Origin of the sequence: Paracoccus sp. (in: a-proteobacteria) (assembly GCF_046289755.1) — a bacterium.
Lineage (GTDB): Bacteria > Pseudomonadota > Alphaproteobacteria > Rhodobacterales > Rhodobacteraceae > Paracoccus.
Genome location: NZ_JBKBVD010000004.1, coordinates 86,122 through 99,048, shown reverse-complemented (window position 1 = coordinate 99,048; position 12,927 = coordinate 86,122). Strand labels below are relative to the sequence as shown.

General features: G+C 69.1%; 12 protein-coding genes and 1 tRNA gene. 8 read left to right on the top strand and 5 right to left on the bottom strand.

The window, feature by feature from the left end; translation table 11 throughout:
- Positions 1-241 (bottom strand): hypothetical protein (locus ACK41U_RS02535; RefSeq protein WP_409675472.1); only part of this gene is annotated, 241 nt, incomplete at its 3' end.
- A gap of 210 nt (positions 242-451) precedes the next feature.
- On the opposite strand from ACK41U_RS02535, the gene infC reads away from it, so the two are divergent.
- From infC to ACK41U_RS02515, 4 genes are all read left to right on the top strand, one after another.
- Positions 452-991 (top strand): translation initiation factor IF-3, encoded by a 540-nt coding sequence (infC, locus tag ACK41U_RS02530; protein WP_409675540.1) that lies wholly within the window; start codon positions 452-454, stop codon positions 989-991.
- 78 nt (positions 992-1,069) lie between these two features.
- Positions 1,070-1,558, top strand: coding sequence for a dUTP diphosphatase (gene dut, locus ACK41U_RS02525; protein ID WP_409675469.1), 489 nt, complete (start codon positions 1,070-1,072; stop codon positions 1,556-1,558).
- The gene (locus tag ACK41U_RS02520; RefSeq protein WP_409675467.1) at positions 1,558-2,601 is read left to right on the top strand and encodes a HesA/MoeB/ThiF family protein; all 1,044 of its coding nucleotides are present in this window, start codon (positions 1,558-1,560) and stop codon (positions 2,599-2,601) included. Before dut ends, ACK41U_RS02520 begins: the two co-directional genes overlap by 1 nt.
- A gap of 27 nt (positions 2,602-2,628) precedes the next feature.
- Positions 2,629-4,653, top strand: a complete 2,025-nt coding sequence (locus ACK41U_RS02515) for a M3 family metallopeptidase (RefSeq protein WP_409675464.1) — start codon at positions 2,629-2,631, stop codon at positions 4,651-4,653.
- Between the two features lie 129 nt (positions 4,654-4,782).
- On the opposite strand, the gene ACK41U_RS02510 is transcribed toward ACK41U_RS02515, so the two are convergent.
- On the bottom strand, positions 4,783-5,406 hold the full coding sequence (locus ACK41U_RS02510) for an SH3 domain-containing protein (protein ID WP_409675461.1): 624 nt from the start codon (positions 5,404-5,406) through the stop codon (positions 4,783-4,785).
- Positions 5,407-5,552: 146 nt separating this feature from the next.
- Here ACK41U_RS02510 and ACK41U_RS02505 point away from each other — a divergent pair, with 146 nt between their 5' ends.
- From ACK41U_RS02505 to ACK41U_RS02495, 3 genes are all read left to right on the top strand, one after another.
- Positions 5,553-6,557, top strand: coding sequence for a 2-hydroxyacid dehydrogenase (locus ACK41U_RS02505; protein ID WP_409675458.1), 1,005 nt, complete (start codon positions 5,553-5,555; stop codon positions 6,555-6,557).
- Between the two features lie 7 nt (positions 6,558-6,564).
- Positions 6,565-7,704, top strand: a complete 1,140-nt coding sequence (locus tag ACK41U_RS02500) for an MFS transporter (protein ID WP_409675455.1) — start codon at positions 6,565-6,567, stop codon at positions 7,702-7,704.
- A 244-nt stretch (positions 7,705-7,948) separates the two neighbouring features.
- Positions 7,949-8,284, top strand: a complete 336-nt coding sequence (locus tag ACK41U_RS02495) for an SH3 domain-containing protein (RefSeq protein ID WP_409675452.1) — start codon at positions 7,949-7,951, stop codon at positions 8,282-8,284.
- A gap of 12 nt (positions 8,285-8,296) precedes the next feature.
- On the opposite strand, the gene panB is transcribed toward ACK41U_RS02495, so the two are convergent.
- Together panB and panC are read right to left on the bottom strand one after the other, a co-directional pair.
- Positions 8,297-9,106 carry a 3-methyl-2-oxobutanoate hydroxymethyltransferase gene (panB, locus tag ACK41U_RS02490; RefSeq protein ID WP_409675449.1) on the bottom strand — a complete coding sequence of 270 codons (810 nt, stop codon included), beginning with the start codon at positions 9,104-9,106 and terminating at the stop codon, positions 8,297-8,299.
- Between the two features lie 44 nt (positions 9,107-9,150).
- The gene (gene panC / locus ACK41U_RS02485) at positions 9,151-9,996 is read right to left on the bottom strand and encodes a pantoate--beta-alanine ligase (RefSeq protein WP_409675446.1); all 846 of its coding nucleotides are present in this window, start codon (positions 9,994-9,996) and stop codon (positions 9,151-9,153) included.
- A 174-nt stretch (positions 9,997-10,170) separates the two neighbouring features.
- Here panC and ACK41U_RS02480 point away from each other — a divergent pair, with 174 nt between their 5' ends.
- Positions 10,171-12,672 carry an FAD-dependent oxidoreductase gene (locus ACK41U_RS02480; protein ID WP_409675442.1) on the top strand — a complete coding sequence of 834 codons (2,502 nt, stop codon included), beginning with the start codon at positions 10,171-10,173 and terminating at the stop codon, positions 12,670-12,672.
- Between the two features lie 141 nt (positions 12,673-12,813).
- On the opposite strand, the gene ACK41U_RS02475 is transcribed toward ACK41U_RS02480, so the two are convergent.
- Positions 12,814-12,888: transfer RNA gene (locus ACK41U_RS02475), tRNA-Gly, on the bottom strand.
- Positions 12,889-12,927 lie beyond the last annotated feature (39 nt).

The following is a 12,927-nucleotide window of genomic DNA, read 5'->3' as shown; positions in this document are numbered from 1 at the left end:
CTGCGGCTGCCGTGTCACCGGTGGCCGCGTCCCCGGCTGCGTCTGCCGCGTCGGCGGTGGTTCCGGCGGTCTCGCCGGCCACGCGCGCCGCCTCACCCGTGGGCGTGTCGGGCAGATCGGCGTTTTCCGCGGCGATCTCCATTTCAGGCTGAGGCGGCGTCACGGCGCGCTGCTGTTGCCAGTACCACCCCCCAGCCCCAGCCAGCACGAGAATCACCAGAATTGGCACTAGCCTTTGCATTGGTCGCCCTTTTTGTCGTTCAGACAGCTATGCGGCCATCTATGGCACAGGGCCTGAGGCCAGAAAAGCGCCACGCAGAGTGAGCAGGGGCAGGGTGCGGGCCTCTGCCACGCGTTTTAGGCGCCGCAAGGCATCAAATTCGGTTGAATTGGACCCGTCCGGGCCTTATTTTCGTTCCACTCAGGATTTGGCAATATAAGGAGCGCCGCCATAGCCCGCCGACCGCATAATGCACCGCCCCAACGTGACACCGGACCCCGCACCAACGAACGCATCCGAGTGTCCGAAATCCGCCTGATCGGCGCCGACGGAGAGAATGTCGGTGTCGTGCCGCCCTCGGTCGGGCTGCAGCTGGCGCAAGAGGCCGGGCTGGACCTGGTGGAAATCTCGCCGAACGCGACCCCTCCGGTCTGCAAGGTCATGGACCTCGGCAAGTACAAATACGAAATGCAGAAGCGCGAGGCCGAAGCGCGCAAGAAGCAGAAGGTGATCGAGGTCAAGGAAATCAAGTTCCGCCCCGGCACCGACACGCATGACTATGACGTCAAGATGCGCAGCGTGATCAAGTTTCTGGAAGGCGGCGACAAGGTCAAGGTGACCCTTCGTTTCCGTGGCCGCGAGATGGCACACCAGGATCTGGGGCTTGAGCTGCTGAACCGCGTCCGCGACGATGTGGGTGAGCTGGGCAAGGTCGAATCCATGCCCAAGCTGGAAGGCCGCCAGATGGTGATGATGATTGCCCCGCGTTAAGGGCAGTCTGACCGTTTGAGGACGACAGGGCCGCGCAGGCATCGCCGCGCGGCCTTTGCATGTGAAAAGGGAAGACCGATGCAAGATGCGCCTTTTGCCGCGCCGCTGATCCGGGTGCTGCGGCTGCCCGGCTTTGATACCGCGCTGCCCTTGCCCTCTTATGCCACAGTGGGGGCGGCGGGGGCTGACCTTTGCGCCAACCTGCCGCCTGAAAGCCGGGCCGAGGGTCTGGTGCTGGCACCCGGCGCGCGCGCGCTGGTGCCCACGGGGCTGGCGCTGGAGATCCCGGTGGGCTGGGAGGTGCAGATCCGCGCCCGGTCCGGTCTGGCGCTGAAGCACGGGATTGCGCTGCCGAATGCGCCGGGCACGATCGACAGCGACTATCGCGGCCCTCTGGGGGTGATCCTGATCAATCTGGGGCAGGCGCCCTTTGCCATCGGCCATGGCGACCGGATTGCGCAGATGGTGGTGGCGCCCGCCCCGCAGGCCCGCTTTGCGCTGGCTGACGCCCTGACTGACAGCGCGCGCGGGCAGGGGGGCTTTGGCTCGACCGGCGTGGCGGTCTGATGCTGGCGCTGTGGCTGATCGCGCTGTGGCTGGTGTTCTGCCGCCTTACGCGGCTGCCACGGCACATCGCAGGCGGCGTGCTGGGCGGGTTCTGGCTGGCGCTGGTGGCGCTGTTGGCTGTGGCGCCGGGCAGCAGGCTGGCGCAGGTCATGGGCGGCTCGGCCCTTGGCTGGCTGGTGCTGGGCGGGGCGGTCGGGCTGGTCGTTGCCTATCGCCGCCTGCTGCGCGTGCTGCGCCAGCGGGCGGTGCCCGACGAGGTGGCGCCGGTCGTCCCGGATGACCTGTCCGACGCCGAGCTGGACCGCTATGCCCGCCATATCGTGCTGCCCGAAATCGGCGGCGCGGGCCAGATGCGCCTGCGCGGCGCCCGCGTGCTGGTCGTGGGGGCCGGGGGGCTGGGCGCGCCGGTCTGTCTGTATCTCGCCGCCGCCGGGGTCGGCCATATCACGCTGGCCGATGACGACACGGTCAGCCTGTCGAACCTGCAGCGCCAGGTGATCTTTCGCGACGATCTGCGGGGCGAGCCCAAGGCCTATGCCGCAGCGCAGGCGATGCTGGCGCTGAACCCGCATCTGGACGTGACACCTCTGACCCGCCGCATCACCGGGGCGGATGGCGCCCTGATCGCCCAGCATGATCTGGTCATCGACGGCACCGACAGTTTCGCCACCCGCGCCGGGGTCAACCGCGCCTGCGTGGCGGCCGGCGTGCCGCTGCTGTCCGGCGCGATGGGCCGGTGGGAGGGGCAGGTGACGCTCTATGATCCGGCGCGGGGCGGTCCCTGCATGGCCTGCCTGTTCCCGCAGGCGCCCGCACGCGACGCCCCCTGCGCCGAGGCGGGCGTGGTCGGCGCGCTGCCCGGCGTGATCGGCAGCCTGATGGCGCTGGAGGCGATCAAGCATCTGACCGGCGCCGGGCAGGGGTTGCGCGGGCGGCTGGTGCTGTTCGACGGGCTGTCGCTGGACAGCCGCGTGATCACGACCGCGCGCGCGCCGGATTGCCCCGTCTGTGGGGGGCTGGCGGCGGGCGCATCCCCGGCCTAACCTGCGCCAACCGCGAAGGAGACGCAGATGACCGCCGAACTGACCCGCTGGACCGGCCCCGAGGGGTTGCCGCGCTTCGACCTGATCCGCGACGAGGATTTCGCCCCCGCCTTTGAACGTGAACTGGCCCGCGCCTCTGCCGCGATCGAGGCGATTGCCGCCAACCCCGCCGCGCCCGACTTCGCCAACACCGTCGCCGCGATGGAACTGGCGGATGAGGGGCTGAACCGGCTGCTGTCGGTCTTCTACACGCTGGCCGGGGTCGATTCGAACCCGGCGCGGCAGGCGCTGCAACGCGATTTCGCGCCGAAGCTGGCCGATTACGGCAGCCGCGTCAGCATGGACCCGCGCCTGCATGCCCGCGTCACCGTGGTGGCCGGGGGCGCCGATGCCCTGCCGCCCGAGGATGCCCGCCTGACCCATCTGATGCTGCGCGACCTGAACCGCGCCGGTGCCGGGCTGTCAGGCGAGGCCCGCGACCGCATGACGGCGATCCGTTCGCGCATGGCGGTGCTGACCACGCAATTCTCGCAGAACGTGCTGGCGGATGAGCGGGACTATGTGCTGGCGATCCCGGATGAGGGGCTGGCCGGACTGCCGGGCTGGCTGCGCGGCGCGATGCGCGCGGCAGCGGCGGAACGCGATATGCCGGGGCAGGTGGTGACGCTGAACCGTTCGCTGATCGTGCCGTTCCTGGAATATGCGACCGACCGGGCGCTGCGCGAGACGGCATTCCGGGCTTGGGCGGCACGCGGCTCGGGCAGGGGTGCGGGGGGCGAGGACACCGACAACCTGCCGCTGGTGACCGAGATCCTGTCGCTGCGCCATGAACGTGCGCAGCTGCTGGGCTATGCCGATTTCGCTGCGTGGAAGCTGGAAACCCAGATGGCGGGCAATGCGGACCGGGTCGAGGCGCTGCTGCGCGAGGTCTGGACCCATGCCCGCGCCCGCGCCGGGGCGGATGAGGCGCGGCTGACCGCGATGCTGCGCGACGACGGCGGCAATGGCGCGCTGGAGGCCTGGGACTGGCGCCACTATGCCGAGCGCCTGCGCCGGGCCGAGCATGATTTCGATGCCGATGCGGTCAAGCCCTATCTGACGCTGGAGGCGATGCTGGGCGCGGTCTTTGACGTGGCGGGTCGCCTGTTCGGGCTGGAATTTCAGCCGGTCGCGGCCCCCCTGTGGGCGCCCGATGTGCGCGCGTGGCGGGTCACGCGCGACGGGCGGCTGATGGCGGTGTTTCTGGGCGATTTCTTTGCCCGTCCCGCCAAACGCTCGGGGGCGTGGTGTTCGGCCCTGCAGATGCAGCACAGGATCGGCGCGGGGCAGCGGGCGATCGTGGTGAATGTGTGCAACTTTACCCCGCCCGAGGTGCCGGGCGCGCCGGCCTTTCTGTCATGGGACGATGCGCGGACGCTGTTTCACGAATTCGGCCATGCGACGCATCACATCCTGTCGGATGTGACATGGCCCTCGATCTCGGGAACTTCGGTGGCGCAGGATTTCGTGGAACTGCCCAGCCAGCTTTACGAGCATTGGCTGGAACAGCCCGCCGTGCTGGACGCGCATGCCCGCCACCATGAGACGGGCGAGGCCCTGCCCGCCGGTCTGCGCGACCGGATGCTGGCCGCAGGCGCTGCGGGCGCGGGGTTCTCGACGGTTGAATATCTGGAAAGCGCGCTGGTCGATCTGGCCTTTCACCGTGGCGCGCCGACCGCAGATCCGATGGCGCGGCAGGCCGAGGTTCTGGCCGGGCTGGACGCTCCCACAACCATCCCGATGCGCCACGCGACGCCGCATTTCGCCCATGTCTTTGCGGGCGACAGCTATGCGGCGGGCTATTACAGCTACATGTGGTCCGAGGTGATGGACGCCGATGCCTTCGCGGCCTTCGAGGAGACGGGTGACGCCTTTGATCCCGCCACGGCGCGGCGGCTGGAAGAGACGATCCTGTCGCGCGGCGGCGCGGCCCCGGCCGATGAGCTTTGGCTGGCGTTCCGGGGGCGGATGCCGGGTGTGGAGCCGTTGCTGAAGGGGCGCGGGCTGGTGTGACCGGCTGAGGGCGTGACGGGCTGAGGGCGTGACGGGCTGAGGGCGGGGAGGGGGCGCTGCCCCCGTCGCGCGCTGCGCGACTCCCCCGGGATATTTTGGTGAAGAAGAGGCTGTGGGGCAGGGTGGGGGTCAGTCGCGGGTTTCGCCCGGATCGACGCCCCAGATGCTGGGTTTGGGCACCCAGCCGCGCTGGCCGCCGCCCGAGACGCGGCACCAGTCGGGGTTGCATTCGCCCAGTCTGAGGATCGCACCCGCCTCGGCGCGGGCCACGACATCGGCATTCCCGGTCGGGCGGGTGCGCAGTTCCAGCATGTCCTGGGTGACCAGCGCGGTGCGGACGCCGGACAGCAGCGCGTAATGGACCCAGCCGCCGGCGCCGTCGCGGTCTTCGACCCGGCGCCAGTGGCCGAATTCGGCGGTGACGCGCAGGGGCATGCCCGCATGGCGGAACACCCAGTCGATGCGATGCGACAGGCTGGGGCCGCGGCGGGCGTTGCCCTCATTGCCCTTGAGGCTGACATAGCGGGGCAGGGGCAGGTTGGTGACCGGGCCGCGCAGGGCCTCGGGGGCGGGGGACTGCACGCGCAGGGGGGCCGTGATGGCGGCGGGGCCCGGGGAAGGGCTGAGCGGGGCGGCGATGGGGCTGGCCGCCCCGTCCCGTGGCAGGGCTGTCAGCAGCGCCAGCACCAGGCAAGCCCCGATGGTGTGCCACGGGCGCGTCCCGCCGCCCGTTCTGTCGTCATGTCGCGTCATCTGTCTTCCGATCCTGCCCGCCCCGCCGGTCATGGCGGCGAAGTCTTCTGGGGTCTTGTGTCCGCCCCGCGTCGCGGGCAGTTTGCCAAATGCGGGCGCGCATGGAAAGTGCGGCGCCGACACGGTTGCGAGAAAATGAGGTGATCATGCCGATCCGCGCGCCATTGCACTCTGGTCCGTTGCGCGTTGCCGTGACGCGCCGCCTGCCCGCGGCGATCGAGCGGCGGATGGGGGATCTGTTCGACGCTGTTCTGCGCGAGGATGACCACAAGCTGACCCGCGACGAGCTGGTGGCGCTGATGCGCGATTGCGATGTGCTGGTGCCGACCGTGACCGACCGCATCGACGCCGGGATGCTGGCCGAGGCGGGCGGGCGGCTGCGGATGATCGCCAATTACGGCGCCGGCATGGATCATCTGGATGTCGAGGCGGCGCGCAGGCTGGGTATCGTCGCCACCAACACGCCCGGCGTGGCGACCGAGGATACCGCCGATATGGCGCTGGCGCTGATTCTGGCGGTGACGCGGCGCATCCCCGAGGGGCTGGCCGAAATGCAGGCGGGCAACTGGAACGGCTGGGCGCCGACCGCGCTGTTGGGGGGGCGGCTGCGCGGGCGGCAGCTGGGGATTCTGGGCATGGGCCGGATCGGGCGGGCGGTGGCGCGGCGGGCCAATGTCTTTGGCATGCAGGTGCATTATCACAACCGCCGCCGTCTGCGCCCCGAGACCGAGGCGGCGCTGCAGGCGACCTGGTGGGACAGTCTGGACCGGATGCTGGGGCATGCCGATATTGTCAGTGTGAACGTGCCGCATACGCCCTCGACCTATCATCTGCTGAACGCGCGGCGGCTGCGGCTGATGAAGCCCTCGGCGGTGGTGGTGAACACCTCGCGCGGGGAGGTGATCGACGAGAATGCGCTGACGCGGATGCTGCGGGCCGGAGAGATTGCGGGCGCCGGGCTGGACGTGTTCGAGCGCGGCCACGAGATCAACCCGCGCCTGCGCGCGCTGCCCAATGTCGTGCTGCTGCCGCATATGGGCAGCGCCACGGTCGAGGGGCGGATCGAGATGGGCGAGAAGGTTCTGGTCAATATCCGCAGCCTTGCGGACGGCCAGACGCCGCCCGATCTTGTCCTGCCCTCGATGATATAGGTGCGCGATGTGGCCTGACCGGATCGCCGTCTCGGCGCTGTTCTTTATCAATGGGTTGCTGGTCGGAAGCTGGGCGCCCAAGATCCCCGCGCTGATGGCGCGGCTGGAGATTTCCGAGGGCGTCGCGGGGCTGCTGGTGCTGATGCTGGGGGCGGGCTCGCTGTGTGTGATGCCGGTGTTCGGGGCGATGGTGGCGCGGCGCGGATCGGCGCGTGCGACGCGGGTTGCGGCCTGGGCGCTGGCCACGACGCTGATCTGGATCTCGGTGGCGCCTGAGGTGCTGACGGTGGCGGTCGCCGTCTTTGTCTTTGGCGGGCTGCTTGGCGGCATGGATGTGGCGATGAACGCCAATGCGGTCGCGGTCGAGCGGGGGCGGGGCCGTGCGATCATGTCCAGTTGCCACGGGTTCTGGAGCCTTGGCGCCTTTGCGGGCGCGGGTGCGGGCGGTCTGATGATCCAGAATTTTGGCGAGGTTTTTCATGCGCTTGTCGTGTCCGGCACCTTCGGTCTGGTGCTGCTTTGGGCGCGGGGGCGGTTGCTGGAGGACGGGCCTGCGCCGGGGGCGGAGCCGCCGCCTGTGCGGTTGCCGCGCACGGCCTTGCCCTATCTGATCGGGCTGATGGCACTGACCGCGATGATCCCCGAGGGCGCGATCCTCGATTGGGCGGCGGTCTATCTGCAGCGCGAGCTGGGCGCCTCATTGGCGGTGGCGGGCTGGGGGTTCGCGGCCTGTGCCGGGACGATGGCGGTGATGCGGTTTCTGGGCGACGCCTTGCGCAAGCGGCTGGGGGCGGTGCGGACGCTGCGCCTCAGCACGGTTCTGGCCATGGCGGGGCTGGCGCTGGCGGGGCTGGCAGAGGCGCCGGGGCCAGCAATTGCTGGCTTTGCGCTGGCGGGCGTGGGGATCGCGAACATGGTGCCGATCGCCTTTTCGGCGGCCGGGAACGTGCCGGGGCTGGCGGCGGGGATGGGGCTGTCGGTGGTCACGATGATGGGCTATTCGGGCATTCTGGTGGCGCCCGGCGCCATCGGCTGGGTGGCCGAGCAGGTGAGTTTCACCACCATCTATCTGGCGCTGGCGCTGCTGCTGGTCGTGCCGCTGGCGCTGTCGCCTCTGGCGCGGAGTGCCGATTTCAAATCTGTCTGAGGGGCGCGCAACGGGGCCGTGCGTTGCGCGGGCGGTGTCGCGCAACGGCTGCGCCGCGCGGGGCGGTTAAACGCCAGCAAACGCTGGGCGGAGGGCCTCACCCTGCGTGCACCGGGGCGGCACAGGGCGGGCACAGGCTGTACACAGGTTGCGGGCCCCGGCTTTACGCCTCGTTAAGAGTTCGGGAATCGGGCAGGTCCGTGGTAACGTCTTCGTGTTCACGAGTCGGATCATGGAGCCTTCGATGCGGATGATATGTGTGGCTGCGGGGGTCGTGGCGGCGATGGTGCCTGCGGCCAGTCTGGGCCAGTTGGCGGTGCCTTTTGACACCCATTGCCCTGCGGATGCGCAGGCCGCCTGTTTCGGCGCGGCCGAGGTCATGGGCCTGAACCCGCAAGGCGACGGGTTTCTGGCCGTCAGGACCGGGCCGGGGTCGGATTATCCCAAGATCGGAGAGGTCCGGAACGGTGACCGCGTGGGCACCTATGGCCGCCGGGGTGACTGGTATGCAATCAGCTTTGGGCCGGGCAACCAGCTGGGCTGGGCGCATGGCAACTGGCTGGGCAATCACATCCCCTGAGCCTGTGGCGCATCAGCGATAAACCTGCCCCTCGCCGGGAAAGCTGCGGTCGCGGACGGCGGTGGCGTAGTCCGCGATGGCCTGTTCGGCGCGGGGGCCAAGATCGCCGAATTTGCGCACGAAGCGGGGCACGCGGCCCGACAGGCCCAGCATGTCGTCCAGCACGAGGATCTGGCCGTCGCAGAGCGCGCTGGCGCCGATGCCGATGGTGGGGATCGACACCGCCTCGGTGAGGCGGGCGGCGAGGGGCTCCATCACGCCCTCGATCACGACGGAAAAGGCGCCTGCCCCGGCCACGGCCTGCGCGTCGGCGATATGGGCGGGCCATGTGTCCTCGTCGCGGCCCTGGGTCTTGAAGCCGCCCATGGTATTGGTGGACTGGGGCGTCAGGCCGATATGGGCCATGACCGGAATGCCGCGGTCGGCCAGAAAGCGGATCGTGGGGGCGATGCGGGCGCCGCCCTCCAGCTTGACGGCACCGGCGCCGGTTTCACCCATGACGCGGGCGGCGTTGCGGAACGCCTGTTCGGGGGATTCCTCGTAGCTGCCAAAGGGCATGTCGATCACGACCATGGCGCGGGTCGATCCGCGCATGACGGCCTGACCGTGCAGGATCATCATCTCCAGCGTGACGCCGATGGTCGAGGGCAGGCCGTGGACCACCATGCCGAGGCTGTCGCCGACAAGGATCACATCGGCATGGGCATCGACCAGCGACGCCATCGGCGCGGTATAGGCGGTCAGTGCCACGATGGGCACGGCGCCTTTGCGACCGGCGATCTGCGGGGCGGTGATGCGGCGGACGGGGGCTTGCGCGGACATGGGGCCGACCTTTCAGGGAGGGGCGCTTTCAGGGGTGGGCGCGTTCAGGGATGGGCGGTGCGCTGGTCGATCAGCAGCACGTCGCCAAAGCGGACCGCCAGCAGGATCACCACCGGCCGGTCAAGGGTGTGGACGCGCGACAGATCGTCCGCGTCGCGGATGTCGATGCTGCGGATCTGGGCGCGCGGCTGGGTGCGCAGGGTGGCGCGGATCTGGCGGCGCAGGGCGGGCAGGGTCGCGCCCTGCGCCACCAGCGCCTGCGCCTGATCCAGCGCGCGGGCCAGCACCGGCGCGGCGGCGCGGTCGGCGGGCGTCAGGCGCTGGTTGCGCGAGGACATGGCCAGCCCGTCAGCCTCGCGCATGGTCGGCACCGGCAGGATCTGCACGGGGATGTCGAGATCGCTGACCATGCGGCGGATCAGGGTCAGCTGCTGATAGTCTTTCTCGCCGAAGGCTGCGGCCTGTGGCTGGGTGATGTTGAACAGCTTGGTGACCACGGTGGCGACGCCGCGGAAATGGCCGGGGCGTATCCGGCCCATGAGCATGCGGCCCAGCCCGGCCACCTCGACATGGGTCTGGGCGCCGGGGCGGTAGATGTCGCTGACCTGCGGCAGAAACACGGCGTCGCAGCCTGCCGAGGACAGCTTGGCCAGATCGCCCGTCTCGTCGCGGGGATAGCGGTCCAGATCCTCGGACGGGCCGAACTGGGTCGGGTTGACGAAGATCGAGGTGACGACATGCCCGCCGCCCTGCGCGTCCAGCCAGTCGCGGGCGCGGGCCACAAGCGACAGGTGGCCCGGATGCAGCGCGCCCATGGTCGGCACCAGCGCGACCCGGCCCACGGTCTTGCGCCAGTCGCGCATCTGATGCGTGCTGCGGCAGATCTGCATGCGATGTCCCTTATGCCCCCCTCGGCGTGGCGCGCAACCTAGCCTCAGGGTCGGGCCGGGGCAAGGGCGGGGCGCGATGTCGTTTTTCGCCCGCAGAGGTCGGCGGCCTTGGGCGCGGTGTCGCGGGGATGGGGCATCACGGGGGGAACGGACAGGCGCCAGAGGAGACACGGGATGAAGTCGCATGTGAAGGTTCTGGTGGTCGGTGGCGGCGCGGTGGGCTGCGGCATCGCGCTGCATCTGGCCCGCGCGGGCTGGGACACCCTGCTGGTCGAGCGGGACGAGCTGACCGCCGGGTCCACATGGCATGCGGCGGGGCTGCTGCCCCTGTTCAACATGGGCTATGCGACCAGCCATATCCACGACTATTCGGTGAAGCTGTATGCCGGGCTGGAGGCCGAGACCGGGCTGAATGCCGGGTTCACCCGTTGCGGCAATCTGCGGATGGCGCAAACCGACGCGCGGATGGATGAATACCGGCTGTACTCGGCCACCGCCGAGACGGTGGGGATCGAGCATTGCTTTCTGACCCCGCGCGAGATCGCCGAGCGCTGGCCGCTGGTGCGGAGCGAGGATCTGAAGGGCGCGCTGTTTCACCCGACCGACGGCTATATCAACCCCGCCGATGTGACGCAGGCCATGGCCAAGGGCGCGCGGATGGCGGGCTGTGCCATCGAGCGCAGGATACAGGTGAACGCCTATCGCTGGACCGGCGCCGAATGGGTGGTGACGGTCGAGCGGATGGTCGAGAAGGGCGGCAATCTGGTGCCCTCGGGCGAGGTGTTCGACATTCATGCCGAGCATGTGGTGACCGCCACCGGCAACCATGCGCAGCGCACCGCGCGGCTGCTGGGGATCAGGATCCCCGCGATCCCGGTCGAGCATCAGTTCATCGTGACCGAGCCGGACCCGGCGCTGATGGCATGGCGGGCCGGGGGCAACCCGGAACATCCGGTGCTGCGCGATGCGGATGCCAAATGGTATGTGCGCGAAGAGCGCGGCGGCTGGATTCTGGGGCCGTATGAAAAGGGTGCGCCTGCGCGGTTTGAATATGGGGTGCCCGACAGTTTCCGCGCCGATCTGTTCCCGCTGGATCTGGAGCGGATCGAAGAGGAATACATGGCGATGATCCACCGGATTCCGACATCCGAGACGGTGGGGCTGAAGGACGATTTCAACGGGCCGATCTGTTACACGCCGGATGGCAACCCTCTGGTCGGCCCGGCGCCGGGGCTGCGGAATATGTGGCTGGCCGAGGGGTTCAGCTTTGGCATCACCGCCGCAGGTGGCGTCGGGCATTATCTGGCGCAGATGATGGTGGGCGGCGAGGCCGAGATCGACATGGCGTCGCTGGACCCGCGCCGGTTTGGCGGCTGGATGACGACCGAATATGCCTGCCGCAAGAATGAAGAGGCCTATGACCACGTTTTCATCCTGCATCACCCGGATGAAGAGCGCCCGGCCTGTCGTCCGCTGCGCACTGCCCCGGCCTATGACCGGCAAAAGGCGCGGGGGGCGCAGTTCGGGCAGGTGAATGGCTGGGAGCGGCCCAATTATTTCGGCCCGCTGGATGCGCCGGACAGCTTTGACCATGACGCCCGCAGCTTCCGGCGCGGGGCGTGGTGGGACTATGCGAAGGCCGAGGCCGAGGCGGTGCGCAGCACGGCCGGGCTGGTCGATGCCTCGGCCTTTGCCAAGCATGTCGTGAAAGGGCCGGGCGCGACGGCGTTTCTGGACTGGCTGACGACCAACAAGCTGCCGAAGGTGGGGCGGATCAACCTGACCTATGCGCTGACCGAGGCGGGCACGGTGCGGACCGAATACACCATCGTGCGGCTGGCCGAGGCGGAATATTACCTCGTCTCGGCCGGGGCATGGACCGATTACGACCGCGACAATCTGCTGAAGGCGGCCGAGGATTTCATGGCGGGCGGCGGCGGGTTCGTGGCGGTGCAGGATGTCACCACGCAATGGGGCGTTTTCGCGCTGGCCGGGCCGAATGCGCGGGCGATCCTGGCCGAGGTGGTGCGCGATGCCGATCCGGAGACGGTGCTGGGCAACAAGCGGTTTCCGTGGCTGTCGATGCGGCAGATCGAGCTGGGCATGTGCCCGGTCATGGCGATCCGGGTCGCCTATACCGGCGAGCTGGGCTGGGAGCTGCATCACCCGGTCGAGATGCAGAACTATCTGTTCGATCTGCTGGAGAAGGCCGGGGCCGGGCATGGCATGCGGCTGGTCGGCGCGCGGGCGCAGAACTGGCTGCGGCAGGAGAAATCCTATCGTGCCTTTGGCACGGAACTGGGCCGCGATGCCTCGCCGCTGGAGGCCGGGCTGGACCGGTTTGTCGATCCGGGCAAGGCGTTTCGCGGCAAGGCGGCGATGGCGGCTTTGGGCATTCGCAGCCAATGCGTGACGCTGCTGATCGACGGGCCTGCGGATGCCGATCCCTGGGGGCGTGAGGCGCTGTTCCATGAGGGGGAAAAGGTCGGGCGGCTGACCTCGGGCGGGTATTCGGTGGCCTTCGGGCGGCAGATCGGCATGGGCTATGTGCGGCCCGGTCTGGCGGTGCCGGGGATGCGGTTGAAGCTGCGGATGCTGGGCGCGCTGTATGATGCCGAGGTGAGCGAAGACAGCCCGCATGATCCGCAGAATGCGCGGATCCGGGTGGATGGCTGAGGGGGCTGGCGTCGCAGGGGGGGCTTTGCGCCCCCCGTCGCGTGCCGCGACTCCCCCCGCAGGATATTTTTGTGAAGAAGATGGGGCAGGGGCTGGTCGGAAATGGCAAAGGCCGGACCTTGCGGTCCGGCCTTTTGATTTTGGAGCGGGCGAAGAGATTCGAACTCTCGACCCTAACCTTGGCAAGGTTATGCTCTACCCCTGAGCTACGCCCGCGCTCCGTCCCGGAGGTGGTCTGGTCCGTGGACCGTGCCG

Bases quoted from the DNA above. Each gene is read 5' to 3' on its own strand.
- dut (WP_409675469.1), top strand. From the start codon at position 1,070: ATGCAAGATGCGCCTTTTGCCGCGCCGCTGATCCGGGTGCTGCGGCTG.
- ACK41U_RS02520 (WP_409675467.1), top strand. From the start codon at position 1,558: ATGCTGGCGCTGTGGCTGATCGCGCTGTGGCTGGTGTTCTGCCGCCTT.
- ACK41U_RS02515 (WP_409675464.1), top strand. From the start codon at position 2,629: ATGACCGCCGAACTGACCCGCTGGACCGGCCCCGAGGGGTTGCCGCGC.
- ACK41U_RS02510 (WP_409675461.1), bottom strand. From the start codon at position 5,406: ATGACGCGACATGACGACAGAACGGGCGGCGGGACGCGCCCGTGGCAC.
- ACK41U_RS02505 (WP_409675458.1), top strand. From the start codon at position 5,553: ATGCCGATCCGCGCGCCATTGCACTCTGGTCCGTTGCGCGTTGCCGTG.
- ACK41U_RS02500 (WP_409675455.1), top strand. From the start codon at position 6,565: ATGTGGCCTGACCGGATCGCCGTCTCGGCGCTGTTCTTTATCAATGGG.
- ACK41U_RS02495 (WP_409675452.1), top strand. From the start codon at position 7,949: ATGCGGATGATATGTGTGGCTGCGGGGGTCGTGGCGGCGATGGTGCCT.
- panB (WP_409675449.1), bottom strand. From the start codon at position 9,106: ATGTCCGCGCAAGCCCCCGTCCGCCGCATCACCGCCCCGCAGATCGCC.
- panC (WP_409675446.1), bottom strand. From the start codon at position 9,996: ATGCAGATCTGCCGCAGCACGCATCAGATGCGCGACTGGCGCAAGACC.
- ACK41U_RS02480 (WP_409675442.1), top strand. From the start codon at position 10,171: ATGAAGTCGCATGTGAAGGTTCTGGTGGTCGGTGGCGGCGCGGTGGGC.